Source organism: Bacillus sp. AR4-2 (assembly GCF_008274865.1).
Taxonomy (GTDB): domain Bacteria; phylum Bacillota; class Bacilli; order Bacillales; family Bacillaceae_G; genus Bacillus_A; species Bacillus_A cereus.
On the sequence record NZ_CP031062.1, the window covers coordinates 3,450,989 to 3,467,265 of the forward strand.

Below are 16,277 nucleotides of genomic sequence, written 5' to 3' on the forward strand. Positions count from 1 at the left end.
GTCCTTTCTTTACAATAATAATAAAAAGAAACACGCAATTAACGTGTTTCTTCCCTTTATCATCCCGCATTTGTATATTTTCCATTCTTTAAAGCGGGCGTAATAATATGTTTCAATGAACGATGTAATTTTGTTACGAGAACTGCCGCAATAATTGCTTTTATACAATCCCCTGGTAAAAACACAGCACTCACTTTCATTATCTCCCATACAGAAACATCCATTAAGAACGCTTGTACAGTAATACCAAATACATAAACTACGAAAATACCACCAATTATATTAATACATAATACTTTTATAATAGAAACTTCACGTAAACGCTCAATTAAATAACCAATAACAAACGCCCCAATGATGTAACCAAGTAAATATCCTGCACTTGGTCCAACAAATACACCAAGGCCACCACGTCCACCAGCAAGCAATGGTGCTCCAACTCCTACAATAAGTAAGAAAATAAGCTGACTTAACGCACCTAGACGTGATCCTAACAACCCACCCGCAAGCATAACACCGAGTGATTGCAATGTAATTGGAACTGGTGTAATAGAAAGAGCAATCGGAGGTATTAACCCTAACACTCCCATAATAGAACTAAATAAAGCGACGAAAACTAAATTTTTTGTATTCATATTTGCTTCTCCTATTTGTAAACTTAAAATTGTTTTTAGATAACATATCACAAAAATTATATTATCTTTCCACCCCTCTTTTGTCAACCGTTAATGTATTAGAGTTTACAAACAGAAGTTCACTTATTTCTCTCTATGCAAATGCTCCAGTTCTTTCCGAAGCGCCTGTTTTAAAAACTTCCCAACAGATGTTTTCGGTATTTCTTCCATAAAGACAATATCGTCTGGCAACCACCACTTCGCAAACTGTGGTTTTAAAAACTCATATATTTCTTCTTTTGTAACCGTACTATTTTTCTTTTGAACAACGCAGGCAATTGGTCGCTCTTGCCACTGAGGGTGAGGAACTGCAACGACAGCCGCTTCAAATATAGCATCATGTGCCATTAAAGCATTTTCAAGATCGACCGAAGAAATCCATTCTCCCCCGCTTTTAATAACATCCTTCGTACGGTCAACAATTTTCACGCAACCTTCCTCATCCACTGTGACAACATCACCAGTATATAACCATCCATCGCGAAAACCTTCGACAGTACGATCATCGTTATAATAGCTTTCAGCGATCCAAGGTGCTCGTAAACATAATTCTCCCATCTCAGTACCATCCCACTTCACGTCACCATTTGTACCGACTACTTTCATCTCGACACCAGGTACAAGATATCCTTGTTTAGAGCGAATTTCTAGTTGCTCTTCATACGATACTTCCGTTTCATAACTTTTTAAACGCGCAAGTGTTACGAGTGGACTCGTTTCAGTCATACCATATGCATGTATGAACGGAACATTATGTTTCTGTTCAAATGCTTTAATAACACTTTTCGGCGCAGCTGCACCTCCGCATAGTATTCTCGTCATACTAGATAAATCGTAACTATTATTTTCTAACTCTTGTAATACGCCGAGCCAAATTGTCGGCACACCCGCAGCTAACGTCACTTTTTCTGATTGAATCATCTCTAATAAAATTTTCGGAGTAAACATCGGTCCTGGAAGAACTTGTTTTGACCCAAACCAAGTAGCAGCGAAAGGAAGTCCCCAAGCGTTCACATGGAACATCGGTACAATCGCCATTGCAGCATCACTTTCCGATAAAGCAGCTGTATCCGCTAAACCGAGTGCCATACAGTGTAATACAGTACTACGATGCGTATATACAACACCTTTCGGATTTCCTGTAGTCGCTGACGTATAACACATACCAGCTGGTGTATTTTCATCAATATCTTTTACAAATTGAAAATTTGGATCGCCTTCTTCTAATAGCTTTTCATAATGATATACAGGCTTCAGCGTAGTGTTTGGGAGTTCATCTTTATCAGTCATAATAATGTAAGCTTGTACAGTTGATAATTGTGATTGAATATTTTCAACAAGCGGTACGAGATCTTCATCTATAAGTAGAATTCGGTCTTCTGCGTGCTGAATAATATATGAAATATGTTGAGGAGATAAACGAATGTTAATTGTGTGCAAAACAGAAGCAATACCTGGAATAGCAAAATACACTTCCACATGCCGATGATGGTTCCACGCTAATGTTCCTACACGTTCACCTTCTTTAATTCCAAGCTTTTTCAACGCACTGGAGAGTCTTCTCGTCCTTTCCCCTAACTGCTTATACGTTAACGTTGTAACTGTATCATGCGTCCGTGAAACAATTTCTTTCTTCGAAAACAGTTTCTCTGCTCTTTCCATCATAGAACTAATTGTTAGCGGTACATTCATCATCATATTGGTTATATCCCCCTTTAAAGCGTTTTCATTTTTTCGTTTATTATAACAGACTTCCGCAAATGATTACGACATTTTTCTGTATTTTCTGAATTATTTCTTTGGAAATAATTCAGAACGATAAACTATCTATCTTTTTTCTTACTTTCTTTTTCAGTTTAAAAATAAAACGATTACTGTATTCCTTATTTTCTACTAAAATTCGATATATCTCCCATACTCCTAACACACGAACAAAAAGATAAACTCCGATTTGTTGTTATCAAAATAAAAAAACTCCTTGATTCATTTAAAGGAGTTTTCAATGTAAGATATTTCATTGATTCATATATCCTTCTCTAGATATACAATATCTTTTTGTATCGCGATTCTTACCTTTAATAAACATATCCTTCTGAATTGTATATTTGTACTCCATATTCAAACGTTTCATTAATTTTTCAGATGCTTCATTTTCTGAATCACATCCCGCTTCAATACTATTAAGATGCAACTCATGAAAACCATAGTAGAAAAAAGCTAATGCAGCCTCCGTGGCTAATCCTCTTCCCCAATATTTTCGAGATAAGGCGTATGCAATTTCTGCTGTATGTGTGACCAAATCATATTTTATAAATCCACACGTGCCTATAAGTTTTTTCTCCTCTTTTAATACAATTCCAAGAGGTGCTACTTGCCCTTCATTATATTGCCCCACAATTTCTTCTACATAGTTATATGTGTCACATAACGATTGATGAGCATCCCATACAGTAAAAGTTATCATCTCTTTATCTGTAGCATACTCATATATATGTAAACTATCACTCATATTCATTTTCCTTAACATAAGTCGTTTCGTATACAACGTTGGATATGACCATTTCTCAATGATCATAACGGCTTCTGCTTAAACTTTTCATAATGTCGTACTTTTAATAGAAGGATATTCCCGCAATCTGTACAAATATAAGCATCCACCGGTGAAGATGTGAACATCGTTTCCTTTTTCCGTATTTGTGCATATCCGACAAACTCACCTTCTCCTATGTTTTGAGAACCACAATTAGAGCATGTCTGCACGGTTTTTCGTTTCATGAGAGCACCACCTTTAATCTGTTTCCACTCCCTTCGACAGCTCACTTCCATTTCCCTTCCAAAAAACCTCTTATTCTCTCACATTTCAACAGGAATCTCAAAACAAAAATCGTATATGTACTATGAAATATATTTATTAACGGAGGAATTTTATGACTACTGTTATGACACTCGATATAGCAACAGAAATTGAAAATGCAGAAATTGATATGCTCTCTTCTAGATTAGAGAGACTACAAACAATAAGCGGAAACCCAATGCAAGTGCAAATGAAAAATTTCGGTAGTGCCACTGCCTTTTCATCAAAAATAATTGCCGGTCCTGCTTTTAATACGGTAAAAGGTATTACAAATGCAGATGCGATTGATGCAATCATTTCTTATTATGAATCACTACAAATCCCTTGTCGTTTTGAAATTACCCCAGCACAAGGTACAACTGAATTATTTCAATACTTATCTCAAAAAGGGTTTTATCAATCTAGCTTCCATACTGCTTTGTATAGTATACCGAGAGAGGGTTCATCACTTCCTCCTTCTAATATTACAATACGAAAACTAAAAGAAAATGAGTTTGATATTTTTGCAGACATATATATACGTGGATTTAATATGCCATCCTTTACAAAAGATAGCGTGCGCCAAAATAATGAAATTCTTTACAATGAACCAGGATGGCATTTTTTCATAGCTGAAGTTCAAAATATCCCTGCTGGTATTGGTGTCCTGTATATAAATAAGGGTGTCGCATCATTAGCTGCTTCTGCTACTTTACCAGAATTTCAGCGTAAAGGCTGTCACACTGCATTAATTCAAAAACGAATTAAGACAGCTATTGAATCCAATTGTACTTTAATAGTTGGACAAGCAAGGTTCGGTAGCGGCAGTCAAAATAACATGGAACGTGCCCACATGAAAATTGCTTATACAAAATCAATATGGACCGCAAAAGACATATAATTTACTTTATTTCTCCTTCCGTTACATTTTTAAACATTTTATGACAAATCCTTTTCTATCCTATTAATCATTTGAATATTCAAACTATATTTGTTACGCTATTACTAGATACATCATTCAACTTGCAATATGAAAAGAGAATTCTAATCAAACTACAAGGAGGAGAAATGTATGACTAAACATGATCATGGTTTAAAAGAAAAAGTAGAAGGTGCCATTGATAAGGTAAAAGGTGAAGTAAAAGAAGTTGTTGGGAAAGTAACTGACAATAAGAAATTACAAGCTGAAGGAAAATGGGATAAGGTGAAAGGCACTGCTAAAGATACAGTTGGTAATGTAAAAGAAAAAGTACATGAATATAAGGAACATAAATAATAAAAAACACGTTAGATGAATTTTCATCTAACGTGTTTTTTATTTTACTTTATATACATAATGAACCAAATAACATACGATATATTTTTATTTCTCTATACTCTTTGTAAGCGGTTCTTTAAAGGCATTTCTATTCCATACAGCAAAAACAATAAGAGAAATAATAAAGAATACAACAAGACATATACCCAGATAATCAAAATTAACTACCTGTATGAGATTCCAAAACGGTCCCTGTAAATTATAGCTTTCAATAAGCAAAGATAATAGTTGATATCCCCCTATTAAAAAAGCCGTTATAACAGATATTGAGGTAATGAATACATTATATGAATTTCTTATTCGACTATTTTCCATTGCCCACTTATAATTCGTATTCATGAATGTACTATCTAATGTATCCATCAATGACATTCCTGCAGCAAACAAAACGGGAAAAGCAAATATACTTACAAGTGGAATAGATTGACTTGTTGCGGTTACTGTAGAAAGAGCAATTAACCCAATTTCACTTGCTGTATCAAAACCAAGACCAAATAAAAAACCGATCATATACAATTGCTTTTGACTATCAATAAACGTAAATAAACGCTGCGTGAAACGGTATATAAATCCTAAGTTTTCTGGCTGTTTTTCCTCTTGGCTTCGTAACACTTTAATAAGGTAAAACAGATTGGTAAGGCCGATAATAATAAGGAATGTACTAGAAACGATTGTACCGATAATACCGCCTATAGTTGAAAAACTCTCCATTCCATGTTTTGCCGTTTTTCCAATTAAAGCAATCAATACAATCATCACAAATACTACCGTAGAGTGTCCTAATGAGAAGTAAAATCCCACCCCCTGTGAGTTTTTACCTTTTTCAATTAATTTCCGAACAGTATTATCAATTGCGACAATATGATCACTATCAAACGCATGACGCAACCCTAAAGAATATGCAATAATAGCCATTCCGATTATGCTATTACCTTTATACAGTTCCGGTAATAATAAGAGAATTCCAAGCACATGAAGAAATATAATAATAACAAAAAAGTTAGTTGCCTTTTTCAGTTCACTTTTCCACATAGTTACTAACCCTTTCTACTTTAAATTGAATACTTTTGAAAAAGAAAAGTGCCATAATAAAAACTACAATCGTTATAATAGTCGCTAAAATAATTACAAAATTATTTAATACGTCTGTATGATTTGTAAGTGTTAACAGAGCTGGTACCGTTGCAGTAATCCAAGATTCAACAAAGCAAACAATACCTACATAAATATGAATCTTCTTTTTCAATCCATCTTGTAGGAAAAATAAAAACCAAAGGAATGCCCAAAAGAACCAAATTATTGTACTTTGTAGACTTCCACTCTCATGTAATTGATTCACTATTCCCATAACCGTTGCAATGATAGCAACCCAAAGAGAATAGTAACCTACACCTGCAGAATCAAGTTTTAATATATTCGTAAGACCAACATATAAATAAGTAAAACCAAATAAAAAAATAGTTCCATTAGATAGGATAGCCCACTCATCAGATTGACTTCCTGTAAATAATAAATATAATGGTGTCAAAGTTTGTAATGCCCCTACAAATAAATTAAAGTATCCTACACTTTTGCTATCAATGAGTTTAAAAGCTGCTAGTGAATTCATAAATAGAACTGCACCGACAAACAATAATCCCACATTAGTCATAGTATCCCCTTCTCTTACTTAATATTTTCGATAGGATGTTAATTCTTCATGTAGACAATTCTCTCTAACAAAACGATGGCACTGAAAAAATATAGACTCCATATCCTCTGTATTATGACTAAGTATGCGTATGACAAAGCCTTTACATGGTGTAGAAGATATTCCAATTTTCATATTGTTAGTGTTAGAAAGTGATGTTTTCAATGCTGCAATTAAATCATTTGTAATGTTCTCATTAATAACTATGAAAGTACCATAATGGGAATATTGATTTAATATTCCCATTTGATCTAACGACTCTTTGAAAGGGTTTAGCAATAGATGATCGTATACTACAAGTTTATTTTTCATATATATTTTTGTTAACGAATCAAAATATTGGTATGTGAACTTCTCCATATTTGGCGACCAACCAGGCGTAACTGAATCGCATAAAATCAATGTAGAATTATTTTGCATATATATATTTGTTTTTTGCTTATATGCTGCATCCTTGTACATAATTAACGGGTCTGGCAGATATTCCATAACAGCATTCTCACCAATATAAAAATTCAATTCTTGCAAAGCATAACTATTTGGAGTCTTGTAAACTTTCGTTGCTGATTGGCTTGTTATATATGTTTTCGTATCTTTACCAACATTTATATTTATAGAATAGAAATCTCCTTTTAAATAGCCTCCACCAGAATTCATAATATAGTAATATGCTCTACCATACTCATCCAAATATATTGGCTGCGTTACTTTTAAGGCATCTTTATGATAAACCTTAATAGGTACGGTTTTATGTCTCTTTTCCATCATATCAATGTTTAAGACACCTGTAGGGGATTTCATTTTTTCAGTCCTTCTAACATAATGTTCTGTCTCATCCAATTTATTAATTCTTGTAAACCTTCCTCATCCTTCAAATTTGTAAAAAAGTATGGTTTATTATGTCGGTAATTTTTCGTATCCTGCTCCATAACTCCAAGATTAGCTCCTACATAAGGTGCCAAATCCGTTTTATTAATTACAAATACATCAGATTTGATCATTCCTTGTCCACCTTTACGCGGAATCTTTTCTCCCTGTGCCACATCAATAATATAAATTGAAAAATCCACTAGCTCCGGACTAAATGTGGCAGCTAAATTATCACCCCCACTTTCAATAAAAATAATATCTAAATTATTATGTCTAATCATGAGTTCTTCAATTGCTTCAAAATTCATAGAAGCGTCCTCTCGAATTGCTGTATGCGGGCACCCCCCTGTCTCTACACCAATAATTCTATCTTCTGGTAAAACACCTGTTTTCAATAAAATCTTTGCATCTTCTTTCGTATAAATATCGTTTGTAATTGCTGCAATTTCATAATCTGTATTTAGATGTTTTGTTAACTTTTCAACTAACATGGTTTTCCCAGCACCTACCGGACCACCGATACCAATTTTAATAGGCTTTATCATTTTATTCTTCCTCCCTATGACATGAAGACCCTTACATTTACATCTTCATGTTGCATTTGATTTATTTCGAATTCAGGATCATTCAATCCAAAATCCTCTAATGAAAGTATTTGAATTCTATCAATAGATTCGCAGATCAATTCATGGCATTCTTGTAATAGTTTTTGACCATCTGTTTGTCCAAGAGGAATGGCTCTCACACCGTTTTGAATTATACTTCCAACACTTGAGTATAAGAAAACTAAGAGCGTTTCTTCTATTGTCATTTTCAATTCCGCCCCTAATATTCCGTATACGATACTCGGATGACCTTGTAATTTATTACCCATAATATTTTCTTTATATATATTTAAATTTACAAACGAGAACAATTCACACAATAATTTAGAAGTACTTTTACTAATCATTCTATTTGCTTTTCTACATTCAAAAGGCAATGTTTGTGCTGTTATTAAATCATCTAAAAATGTAATTTGTTCTCCCTCATTATTCTTAATGGCTTCGTAAGTATATTTGCAAATTAAGCCGTCCGTGTATGTTAATTGGACTTTTACATATCGATTAACCCATTTGAAAAACCCGTCTTTATTTGTAACTTGTCCCTCTTGAATAAATGTTTCTAATCCAAAAGAGTGACTAAAACTTCCTGTCGGGAAGTTCGAATCACCAATTTGGAGTAGGTTAAGTAGGTTAAATATGTTTGTGCGAAGCATGCTTGAACGGTTTTGGTAATACTCTATTTTCTTTTTGATAAGGAACACCTTCCTTTTTAAGTAAATCTTCTACTAAGTAGTCGTTCGCCAAAATCATGCACCCTTCATCGAATTGTGCTGGTAAATGTCTATTCCCTAAGTTATGAGCAATAATTCCCATTTCTTTTATTGATGTTGGAGTAATTACAATTACCTCTTCTGGTAATACTTCAATATACACAATTCGATTTTCATCTTCATATAAAATATCACCGTTCTTTAATGTTTCTCCACTATCTAAAGACACCCCAATTTCAAAACCAGATTCTGAATATAATTTCTGAACTCTCTTCAGTAAAAGCTCACTAGAAATTAATATCTTATCAAGATGCTTTTTTGTGTTTGAGAAATCATTCATATTGCATACGTTGTTATTAATTTTTTCAATAATCATTTTATCTCCCCCGTTATATCAAAATAAAAAATATCTTTGAGCCATAGGTAGTATATCTACTGCTTCACACGTGATTACTTGTCCATCAACTTTAACTTCATATGTCTGCGGATCTACTTCAATTTCTGGTGTTGCATTATTTAGCTTCATATCTTGCTTCGAAATCTCTCTCGTATTTTTAACAGGTAATACAACTTTATTTAAACCTAATTTTTCTTTAATATTATTCTCATAAGCTACTTTCGATACAAATGTAATCGAACTTGACTGTACTGCTTTTCCATATGCACCAAACATCTTTTTTTCATAATATGGTTGTGGGGTAGGAATTGAAGCATTCTCGTCTCCCATTAATGCCATCACTACCATTCCGTTTTTCAAAACCATATCTGGCTTAACACCGAAAAATTGTGGATCCCATATTACAAGGTCTGCATACTTTCCTATTTCAATAGAGCCCACGTATTCTGAAATCCCATGTGTAATAGCTGGATTAATTGTATACTTAGCTATATAACGTTGAATTCTATTATTATCGTTATATTCTTTATCTCCCTCTAAACTACCAATCTGCTTTTTCATTTTATCGGCGGTTTGCCAATTGCGAATAATAACCTCTCCAACCCTTCCCATCGCCTGTGAGTCAGAGCTAATCATGCTGAAAACCCCTAAATCTTGCAAAATATCCTCTGCCGCGATTGTTTCTTTTCGAATCCTTGAATCTGCAAACATTACATCTTCTGGAATATTAGCTTTTAAATGATGACATACCATGAGCATATCTAAATGTTCATCCAGCGTATTCACTGTATATGGCAAGGTCGGGTTCGTTGATGATGGTAAAATATTATTCAGCGCAGCAATCTTTATAATATCTGGTGCATGCCCACCTCCAGCTCCTTCAGTGTGGTACGTATGAATAACACGATTATCAATAGCTTTTATCGTTTCTTCCACAAAACCACATTCGTTTAACGTATCCGTATGAATAGCGACTTGAATATCATATTTATCAGCAATCTGTAACGAGTGATTAATTGCTGACGAAGTTGCTCCCCAATCTTCATGGATTTTCAATCCGATAGCCCCTGCAAATATTTGTTCTTCCAGGGCAGGTAAACTTGAACTATTTCCTTTCCCTAAAAATCCAAGATTTATAGGAAAAGCTTCTGCTGCTTCTAGCATTTTTCTTAAATTCCAAGATCCAGGTGTTATTGTAGTTGCCTTAGTCCCTTCTGCCGGTCCTGTTCCCCCACCAATTAAAGTTGTTATACCTGAAGCCAATGCCGTATCAATTTGTTGTGGGGATATGAAATGCACATGTGTATCAATACCTCCAGCTGTAACGATTTTCCGCTCACCAGAAATTACTTCCGTTGATGTTCCAATGATGATATCAATATTATCCATAACTGAAGGATTACCACTCTTACCAATCGCTGAAATCTTCCCATCTTTTATACCAATATCCGCTTTATATACTCCCGTATAATCAATAATAATTGCATTCGTAATAACAACATCCACAACCCCCTGTTCTCTTGTAAGTTGTGAATTTTGTCCCATACCATCCCTAATTGATTTTCCTCCACCAAAGACAGCTTCATCACCATATACAGTGGCATTTCGATCAACATGTGCGAATAATTGTGTATCCGCTAAACGAATAGAATCTCCTGTAGTTGGACCATATAAATCAGCATATTGTTTACGTGACATCTTAAAACTCATGCTATCTCCCTCTTTTTGTGTAAGATTGAATATCGCCATCCACTTTATTTTTAAATCCATATACTTCTTGTTCCCCTGAATATGGAACTAGTTCAATCGTTTTTTCATCTCCAGGCTCAAATCTTACCGCTGTACCTGCTGGAATATTTAAATGTTGTCCAATTGCTACACTGCGATTGAATTTTAACGCCTCATTCACTTCATAAAAGTGGTAATGAGATCCAATTTGAATGGGTCTATCTCCCTGATTTATCACTTTGACTTTCATTGCTTTTTTATTTCCATTACATACTATGTCTTCTTTCGCAAGGATATATTGCCCTGGAATCATAACATTCACTTCCTTTAATGAATTGGTTGATGAATAGTTACTAATTTTGTTCCATCAGGAAAAGTTGCCTCAACTTGAATATCTGATATCATGTCTGCAATACCATCCATAACATCTTCAGCACTTAAAATGTTTTTTCCAAGTTCCATTAATTCCGCTACATTTTTACCATCTCTTGCTCCTTCCAAAATTTCATACGTAATAATAGCAATACTTTCTGGATAGTTTAACTTAAGCCCCCTCTCCTTTCGTCGATAAGCTAAATCAGCCGCAACAACTACTAGCAGTTTATCAATTTCTCTTGGCGTTAATCTCATTACAATCTTCCTTTCTGAAGTATTTTAAAACTAAGAATATTCTAAAAATAAAAGGTGTATTTTCAATGTCTTTTCCGTGTTTTCCCTATGTTTTTTTGCTATCAATCAAATAAAAAAAGAGCCGATGGGCTCTTTTTTTATTTTCCTTCATTCTTCTCTAACACGTATAAATCTTCTTCGATATTCGTTAATTTCTCACTTACAAGCTTTCTTGCATCTCCAATTGCTTGATTGTATGCAAATGGTCCAACTAATTTAACCATTTCTTCTATTAAACGCTCTGCTTGGAAACGTCCAATTTCATCTAAATCTTCTTCAACGAAAAATTGCTGAATTTGCGCTACAAGTTCTTCTTTTTTATCATTTGGTATTTTTATATTCATCATCGTTGTTACTCCTCTATATTTAAGATAATATCTTCCTTAACTCTACCATAGAAAAACGATTACCAGGACAGCTTTTTGTAACTCCTTCTAACTCCCTATGACCTAGTATATTTTCTTTCTTTATAGCAAATTGCTTCATAAACAGTTTACATAAAGAATATAATGCATTCACTTGTGCAGGAGTTGGATCGTATTTATCGAAATTTCCCGTCATACATATTCCAATTGTATGGCGGTTATGGTCTTTCGCGTGCGCTCCAATATGTAAACCTCGTCCTTCCACTACAGTTCCATCCTTTTCGATAAAATAGTTGTAACCAATTCCGCTCCACCCCCTTACAGTTTGATGAAATTCATGCGTTTTATACACGTCCCATCCATCTTCAGCTGTATGGTGAATAATCAGTTTGTTTACTTTTTCTAAAGGAACTAATTCATCTTGAAATGTTAGATTGACACGTTTAATTTCCATTTGAACTGCCTCCTCTTAAAAATCAATCATAATAATCGTTTTATCATCTGGCCTTATTCTCTTTTCCGCTTCTAGCTCTTCAATAATTGCTATATATTCGTTTATACTATTCTTTCTTATATATGCAACAGTTTGTTCTAATGACCAATCTGGGTGAAATAACCCGTCTGAACAAATAAAAATCCCACTCACTTCATCTGTATGTAATTCACCATGTTGTAAATAATGTATCGCTTCTTTCATTCCATTTGCAACTGAATAACCATTTGGCATATTTGCAAGATAACGATTGTATTTTAACTGTTCTCGAACATCTTGAAAAACATATTCTTCTGGTACAGATAACCCTTTTTTACGATCTTCTTCCCTCTTCTTTTTTGCTCTTTTACTAATTCCTTCAACTGTGTCTTTCGTTAATACTTGCATCGTTCCATTTTGAAAAGTTGCGACAATCATACAGTCCCCAAGCTGCGCATATTCAATTTTCTCACCAACTATTTGGACTGCCGCGATACATGTGCACCACAAATGCTCTTTTTTTCTCGTGTCTACTTCATATTCTAACATTTTGCTTTGCAATGCTTCATTTGCTTTGGCAACTGCAAATTGTAAACTATGATTCTCTCGTAATGCAGTAAAATAACTTGCAAATAAATGCGAAGCGATGTATGCTCCATTATGTCCCTTTTCATCACGAAACGGGACAAGTGGTGTTGCACCGTCACATACACCATAAATCTTTTTTTCTTTATTACAAAAATAAGAATCCTCACATTCTTGCTTCAACGGGCTTTTCTGTTGATATGTTTTTATCTTCACAACTGTATCCCCTTTCAAATGATAAAATACTCAAATTCTTTTGATTAATCTAATTTACCGAAATAAACTGTTTTTACCCAAAACTTTCAATATCATATATAATCTTGAAATAATATGAATTTTTCAGTGAAGGACGGGAAAGAAATGGTCAGATTCCTTGGTGTTATTATCGGTTCTATTATTATTGCAGTTGCCTTTAATCTTTTCCTTATCCCCCACAAAATTTTAAGTAGTGGAATTGGCGGAATTGCTATTATTTTAGGGATTGTAACCCCTGTAAACACAGGCATTATTAACTTTGTATTAAACTTACCTATCCTTATTTTAGGGTACATAGGTCTTGGAAAAAAAGTAATTTTTAACACAGTTGTCTCTGTAGTTGTATTATCTGTTGCATTATACTACGTTCCAGTAAAAGTCGTAGCAACAGATCCATTGTTATCTTCTATCTTCGGGGGTGTCATCGCCGGAGCTGGTATTGGTCTTGTTTTTAACTGTAATGGATCCACTGGTGGATTTGATATTATCGGTATGCTTTTATCCCGCAAGCGAGACATTAAACTTGGCGGATTCCTTATTATTTTAAATGCAGTCGTTGTAATAATCGCAGGATTCTTCTTCACTTGGGATGTTGCACTTACAAGCTTACTTTCAATTTATGTAACTGGTAAAGTAATTGATGCTGTTCATACAAAACATCGTAAAGTTACACTTATGATTGTAACAAATGAAGCAGAAAAAATGAAAAAACAACTTCTTTCAACTGTTGTACGTGGAATAACGTTACTTGATGGCGAAGGTGCTTATTCAAGCGAGAAAAAGCGTGTACTTATGACCGTCGTTTCTCGTGAAGAATTAGCAAGTATGAAACTAACAATTTCTGAAATCGACCCGAATGCTTTCGTTAATATTACAGAAACTGTAGAAGTGTTAGGACTTTTCAGAAGAAGTTAAAGACTAGGTGGGAATCCACCTAGTCTTTATTTTGCATAAATTCAATTCGGTTTCCAAATGGATCTGACACGTAAAATCGAATTACATCTGGCCGTGCATAATCATCAATCACTTTAACACCTTGCTCTATAAGTGTTTGCTTAAATTCATTAATTTCATTCACATAAAAAGCTGGATGAGCCTTTTTAGCTGGTATAAAGTTCCGCTCGACACCAATATGGATTTCTTGATTTCCGCATTTAAACCAACATCCACCTCGTTTTTTCAACTCTTCTGGCTTTGGAATTTCTTCCATACCAATCGTATTCCCATAAAAATCACGCGCCTCTTCTTCACACCCTACAGGTGCAGCTACTTGCACGTGATCAATCCCTTGAATATAATTTTTCATTTTCTCTCCCCCTCCTCTACCCTAATGTTATACGGAAAACAGCCGTCTGTAACTTACAAAAGGTTTATAAAACAATATAAGCTCCCCTTATTACCATCCTGCATTCACCTTGCAAAAAATAAAAAAACAAAATTTATTCTATAACTTCCATTTTTTATAGAAATACACATTACATCTATATTATAGTTATGAATAGACAAATCTTTTTAGATGCTATTTGTACGGAGGAACTATTATGAGTCGTAAAAAATATTCACCAACTCAAAAAAAACGTCATCCGAACATTTCTAGACGTTTGCGAAACCATATACAAGATCGTTCATTAACAGAAATGTACGCATCTCTGTTCGAACACAATCCTGATAGTATTATTTCATTAAATTTAGAAGGAGTTATTCTACATATAAATCCTTCTGCCGAAAGAATATTAGGTTACACTTCTTTAGAATTAGAACAGAAAAATATTACCTCTATTTTAGAAGCCCATATTTCTGAGCAAGTATTACAAAATATAAAGAATACTGAAGCGGATAATCAACAAGAGTATATCTTATCTATTTATCATAAAAATGGATTCTTATTAGATGTTGTGACAAAACTAGTTCCTATTTTTGTTCAAAATCGTCTTACTGGCGTATATGCTATTATGAAGCCGCTTGAAAAATCAGAAAGAATTGAGAATATGCTAAAAGAAAGTGAGAAGAGATTACGTACATTAGTAAACTCCATGCCTGCGTTTGTTATATTTAAAGATCATGAAGGGCGCTGGCTTGAGGCAAATGACTACGCACTTTCTTGCTTCAATTTCCATCATGTACCTTACCACGGGAAAAAAGATAGCGAACTCATTCAATATAATGAAGCATACCGAGAAGCTTTTTTACATTGTGAAGAAATCGATGAACTAGCATGGCAACAAAGACAAATTCTTCATGGCGAGGAATTTATTATACATAGAGATGATTTCGATCTAATCTTAAGTATATCAAAAGTCCCGCTTTATCATCCTGACGGTTCTCGCAAAGGTCTTATCGTGATGGGGAGAGATGTTACTGAGCTAAAAGAAACTGAAAAGTTACTACGAAAATCAGAGAAGCTCGCAGTAGTCGGACAACTGACAGCTGGAATTGCCCATGAAATTCGAAATCCACTCACTTCTCTAAAAGGTTTTCTAACGTTGCTCCTCCCTGAAATAAATGAGGAGCAAAAATGGTATATCGATGTTATGTTAAGTGAGATTTCACAAATGGAATCCATCACGAGTCAATTTATGGCGATGTCTAAGCCACAAGTATTATCTATCCAAACTTGTAACATACAAACTTTAATTGAAGAGGTAGTTACATTTATTTTACCGACTGCAATTATGCATAGCGTTCATATCATCATGGATCATTTTGATTACGTATATGATATTCAATGTGACGGTAACCAATTAAAACAAGTTTTTATAAACATATTAAAAAATGCGATAGAAGCAATGCCAAATGGCGGAAATATTTTCATCCAAACAAAACCATTAGAGAATAATTTCATCTTAATACGAATTATCGATGAAGGTTGTGGCATTCCAGAAGATCGTATCTCCCGTCTAGGCGAACCTTTTTATAGTTTAAAAGAAAAAGGCACAGGACTAGGATTAATGATGTGTTACAAAATAATTGAAGAACATCATGGTAAATTACACATTTCAAGCGAATTAAATAAAGGTACAATTGTTGATATTGAGCTACCACTTTCTTCATCTCACCTTGCAATTCAGTCTTAAATAAAAAAGAAGCATCTGCTAATCGTTAGCAG

21 protein-coding genes and 1 pseudogene are annotated in these 16,277 nt (G+C 34.2%); 4 read left to right on the plus strand and 18 right to left on the minus strand.

The features are described from left to right. Positions 1-59: 59 nt before the first annotated feature. The 5 genes and pseudogenes from DN399_RS17695 to DN399_RS17715 form a co-directional block, all read right to left on the minus strand. Positions 60-635, minus strand: coding sequence for a biotin transporter BioY (locus DN399_RS17695; RefSeq protein ID WP_001093333.1), 576 nt, complete (start codon positions 633-635; stop codon positions 60-62). Positions 636-758: 123 nt separating this feature from the next. Beyond that, positions 759-2,372, minus strand: a complete 1,614-nt coding sequence (locus DN399_RS17700; protein WP_149149870.1) for a long-chain fatty acid--CoA ligase — start codon at positions 2,370-2,372, stop codon at positions 759-761. Between the two features lie 112 nt (positions 2,373-2,484). Further along, positions 2,485-2,625, minus strand: a pseudogene (locus DN399_RS17705) (helix-turn-helix domain-containing protein); the annotation flags it as partial. A gap of 63 nt (positions 2,626-2,688) precedes the next feature. After that, positions 2,689-3,249 carry a GNAT family N-acetyltransferase gene (locus DN399_RS17710; protein WP_000582837.1) on the minus strand — a complete coding sequence of 187 codons (561 nt, stop codon included), beginning with the start codon at positions 3,247-3,249 and terminating at the stop codon, positions 2,689-2,691. Beyond that, positions 3,246-3,449 (minus strand): hypothetical protein, encoded by a 204-nt coding sequence (locus DN399_RS17715; RefSeq protein ID WP_149149871.1) that lies wholly within the window; start codon positions 3,447-3,449, stop codon positions 3,246-3,248. The genes DN399_RS17710 and DN399_RS17715 overlap by 4 nt, the downstream gene beginning before the upstream one ends. Positions 3,450-3,601: 152 nt before the next feature. On the opposite strand from DN399_RS17715, the gene DN399_RS17720 reads away from it, so the two are divergent. Together DN399_RS17720 and DN399_RS17725 are read left to right on the plus strand one after the other, a co-directional pair. Beyond that, on the plus strand, positions 3,602-4,408 hold the full coding sequence (locus DN399_RS17720; protein ID WP_006927357.1) for a GNAT family N-acetyltransferase: 807 nt from the start codon (positions 3,602-3,604) through the stop codon (positions 4,406-4,408). Between the two features lie 171 nt (positions 4,409-4,579). Beyond that, on the plus strand, positions 4,580-4,783 hold the full coding sequence (locus DN399_RS17725) for a CsbD family protein (RefSeq protein ID WP_000160408.1): 204 nt from the start codon (positions 4,580-4,582) through the stop codon (positions 4,781-4,783). Positions 4,784-4,870: 87 nt separating this feature from the next. On the opposite strand, the gene DN399_RS17730 is transcribed toward DN399_RS17725, so the two are convergent. The 12 genes from DN399_RS17730 to DN399_RS17785 all read right to left on the minus strand — a co-directional run bounded on the left by DN399_RS17730 (position 4,871) and on the right by DN399_RS17785 (position 13,150). Then, positions 4,871-5,857 (minus strand): HoxN/HupN/NixA family nickel/cobalt transporter, encoded by a 987-nt coding sequence (locus DN399_RS17730; RefSeq protein ID WP_049106785.1) that lies wholly within the window; start codon positions 5,855-5,857, stop codon positions 4,871-4,873. Then, positions 5,844-6,476 (minus strand): AmiS/UreI family transporter, encoded by a 633-nt coding sequence (locus DN399_RS17735; protein WP_049106784.1) that lies wholly within the window; start codon positions 6,474-6,476, stop codon positions 5,844-5,846. The genes DN399_RS17730 and DN399_RS17735 overlap by 14 nt, the downstream gene beginning before the upstream one ends. 18 nt (positions 6,477-6,494) lie before the next feature. Continuing rightward, positions 6,495-7,316 (minus strand): urease accessory protein UreD, encoded by an 822-nt coding sequence (locus DN399_RS17740; protein WP_049106783.1) that lies wholly within the window; start codon positions 7,314-7,316, stop codon positions 6,495-6,497. Further along, the gene (gene ureG, locus DN399_RS17745) at positions 7,313-7,930 is read right to left on the minus strand and encodes an urease accessory protein UreG (RefSeq protein WP_000594926.1); all 618 of its coding nucleotides are present in this window, start codon (positions 7,928-7,930) and stop codon (positions 7,313-7,315) included. The genes DN399_RS17740 and ureG overlap by 4 nt, the downstream gene beginning before the upstream one ends. 14 nt (positions 7,931-7,944) lie before the next feature. Then, positions 7,945-8,643: an urease accessory protein UreF gene (locus DN399_RS17750; protein ID WP_049106781.1), complete on the minus strand. Its 699-nt coding sequence runs from the start codon at positions 8,641-8,643 to the stop codon at positions 7,945-7,947. Next, positions 8,621-9,076 (minus strand): urease accessory protein UreE, encoded by a 456-nt coding sequence (locus tag DN399_RS17755; protein ID WP_000582806.1) that lies wholly within the window; start codon positions 9,074-9,076, stop codon positions 8,621-8,623. Before DN399_RS17755 ends, DN399_RS17750 begins: the two co-directional genes overlap by 23 nt. 18 nt (positions 9,077-9,094) lie before the next feature. After that, on the minus strand, positions 9,095-10,807 hold the full coding sequence (gene ureC, locus DN399_RS17760; RefSeq protein ID WP_049106780.1) for an urease subunit alpha: 1,713 nt from the start codon (positions 10,805-10,807) through the stop codon (positions 9,095-9,097). Position 10,808: 1 nt separating this feature from the next. Beyond that, positions 10,809-11,138, minus strand: coding sequence for an urease subunit beta (locus tag DN399_RS17765; protein WP_000612160.1), 330 nt, complete (start codon positions 11,136-11,138; stop codon positions 10,809-10,811). Between the two features lie 14 nt (positions 11,139-11,152). Next, the gene (locus DN399_RS17770; protein ID WP_001241327.1) at positions 11,153-11,455 is read right to left on the minus strand and encodes an urease subunit gamma; all 303 of its coding nucleotides are present in this window, start codon (positions 11,453-11,455) and stop codon (positions 11,153-11,155) included. Between the two features lie 137 nt (positions 11,456-11,592). Next, complete coding sequence (locus DN399_RS17775) at positions 11,593-11,841, minus strand: DUF2164 domain-containing protein (RefSeq protein WP_000981075.1); 249 nt, start codon at positions 11,839-11,841, stop codon at positions 11,593-11,595. A gap of 19 nt (positions 11,842-11,860) precedes the next feature. Further along, positions 11,861-12,313: a peptidoglycan recognition protein family protein gene (locus tag DN399_RS17780; RefSeq protein ID WP_000403999.1), complete on the minus strand. Its 453-nt coding sequence runs from the start codon at positions 12,311-12,313 to the stop codon at positions 11,861-11,863. A gap of 15 nt (positions 12,314-12,328) precedes the next feature. Further along, a complete protein-coding gene (locus DN399_RS17785) occupies positions 12,329-13,150 on the minus strand; it encodes a protein phosphatase 2C domain-containing protein (protein ID WP_002041632.1) in 822 nt (273 codons plus the stop codon). A gap of 126 nt (positions 13,151-13,276) precedes the next feature. Here DN399_RS17785 and DN399_RS17790 point away from each other — a divergent pair, with 126 nt between their 5' ends. Beyond that, entirely contained in the window at positions 13,277-14,086 is an 810-nt protein-coding gene (locus tag DN399_RS17790) for a YitT family protein (protein ID WP_000251344.1), read from the plus strand. Positions 14,087-14,105: 19 nt separating this feature from the next. Here DN399_RS17790 and DN399_RS17795 read toward each other — a convergent pair whose 3' ends face one another. Continuing rightward, on the minus strand, positions 14,106-14,477 hold the full coding sequence (locus tag DN399_RS17795; protein ID WP_000800771.1) for a VOC family protein: 372 nt from the start codon (positions 14,475-14,477) through the stop codon (positions 14,106-14,108). A gap of 235 nt (positions 14,478-14,712) precedes the next feature. Between DN399_RS17795 and DN399_RS17805 the strand changes: the two genes are divergently transcribed. Continuing rightward, positions 14,713-16,245, plus strand: coding sequence for a BA3702 family sensor histidine kinase (locus DN399_RS17805; RefSeq protein ID WP_149149872.1), 1,533 nt, complete (start codon positions 14,713-14,715; stop codon positions 16,243-16,245). Positions 16,246-16,277: the final 32 nt, after the last annotated feature.

What these genes read in the sequence shown, in the direction of transcription:
- DN399_RS17695 (WP_001093333.1), bottom strand. Translation starts at nt 635, where the DNA reads ATGAATACAAAAAATTTAGTTTTCGTCGCTTTATTTAGTTCTATTATG.
- DN399_RS17700 (WP_149149870.1), bottom strand. Translation starts at nt 2,372, where the DNA reads ATGATGATGAATGTACCGCTAACAATTAGTTCTATGATGGAAAGAGCA.
- DN399_RS17710 (WP_000582837.1), bottom strand. Translation starts at nt 3,249, where the DNA reads ATGATCATTGAGAAATGGTCATATCCAACGTTGTATACGAAACGACTT.
- DN399_RS17715 (WP_149149871.1), bottom strand. Translation starts at nt 3,449, where the DNA reads ATGAAACGAAAAACCGTGCAGACATGCTCTAATTGTGGTTCTCAAAAC.
- DN399_RS17720 (WP_006927357.1), top strand. Translation starts at nt 3,602, where the DNA reads ATGACTACTGTTATGACACTCGATATAGCAACAGAAATTGAAAATGCA.
- DN399_RS17725 (WP_000160408.1), top strand. Translation starts at nt 4,580, where the DNA reads ATGACTAAACATGATCATGGTTTAAAAGAAAAAGTAGAAGGTGCCATT.
- DN399_RS17730 (WP_049106785.1), bottom strand. Translation starts at nt 5,857, where the DNA reads ATGTGGAAAAGTGAACTGAAAAAGGCAACTAACTTTTTTGTTATTATT.
- DN399_RS17735 (WP_049106784.1), bottom strand. Translation starts at nt 6,476, where the DNA reads ATGACTAATGTGGGATTATTGTTTGTCGGTGCAGTTCTATTTATGAAT.
- DN399_RS17740 (WP_049106783.1), bottom strand. Translation starts at nt 7,316, where the DNA reads ATGAAATCCCCTACAGGTGTCTTAAACATTGATATGATGGAAAAGAGA.
- ureG (WP_000594926.1), bottom strand. Translation starts at nt 7,930, where the DNA reads ATGATAAAGCCTATTAAAATTGGTATCGGTGGTCCGGTAGGTGCTGGG.
- DN399_RS17750 (WP_049106781.1), bottom strand. Translation starts at nt 8,643, where the DNA reads ATGCTTCGCACAAACATATTTAACCTACTTAACCTACTCCAAATTGGT.
- DN399_RS17755 (WP_000582806.1), bottom strand. Translation starts at nt 9,076, where the DNA reads ATGATTATTGAAAAAATTAATAACAACGTATGCAATATGAATGATTTC.
- ureC (WP_049106780.1), bottom strand. Translation starts at nt 10,807, where the DNA reads ATGAGTTTTAAGATGTCACGTAAACAATATGCTGATTTATATGGTCCA.
- DN399_RS17765 (WP_000612160.1), bottom strand. Translation starts at nt 11,138, where the DNA reads ATGATTCCAGGGCAATATATCCTTGCGAAAGAAGACATAGTATGTAAT.
- DN399_RS17770 (WP_001241327.1), bottom strand. Translation starts at nt 11,455, where the DNA reads ATGAGATTAACGCCAAGAGAAATTGATAAACTGCTAGTAGTTGTTGCG.
- DN399_RS17775 (WP_000981075.1), bottom strand. Translation starts at nt 11,841, where the DNA reads ATGATGAATATAAAAATACCAAATGATAAAAAAGAAGAACTTGTAGCG.
- DN399_RS17780 (WP_000403999.1), bottom strand. Translation starts at nt 12,313, where the DNA reads ATGGAAATTAAACGTGTCAATCTAACATTTCAAGATGAATTAGTTCCT.
- DN399_RS17790 (WP_000251344.1), top strand. Translation starts at nt 13,277, where the DNA reads ATGGTCAGATTCCTTGGTGTTATTATCGGTTCTATTATTATTGCAGTT.
- DN399_RS17795 (WP_000800771.1), bottom strand. Translation starts at nt 14,477, where the DNA reads ATGAAAAATTATATTCAAGGGATTGATCACGTGCAAGTAGCTGCACCT.
- DN399_RS17805 (WP_149149872.1), top strand. Translation starts at nt 14,713, where the DNA reads ATGAGTCGTAAAAAATATTCACCAACTCAAAAAAAACGTCATCCGAAC.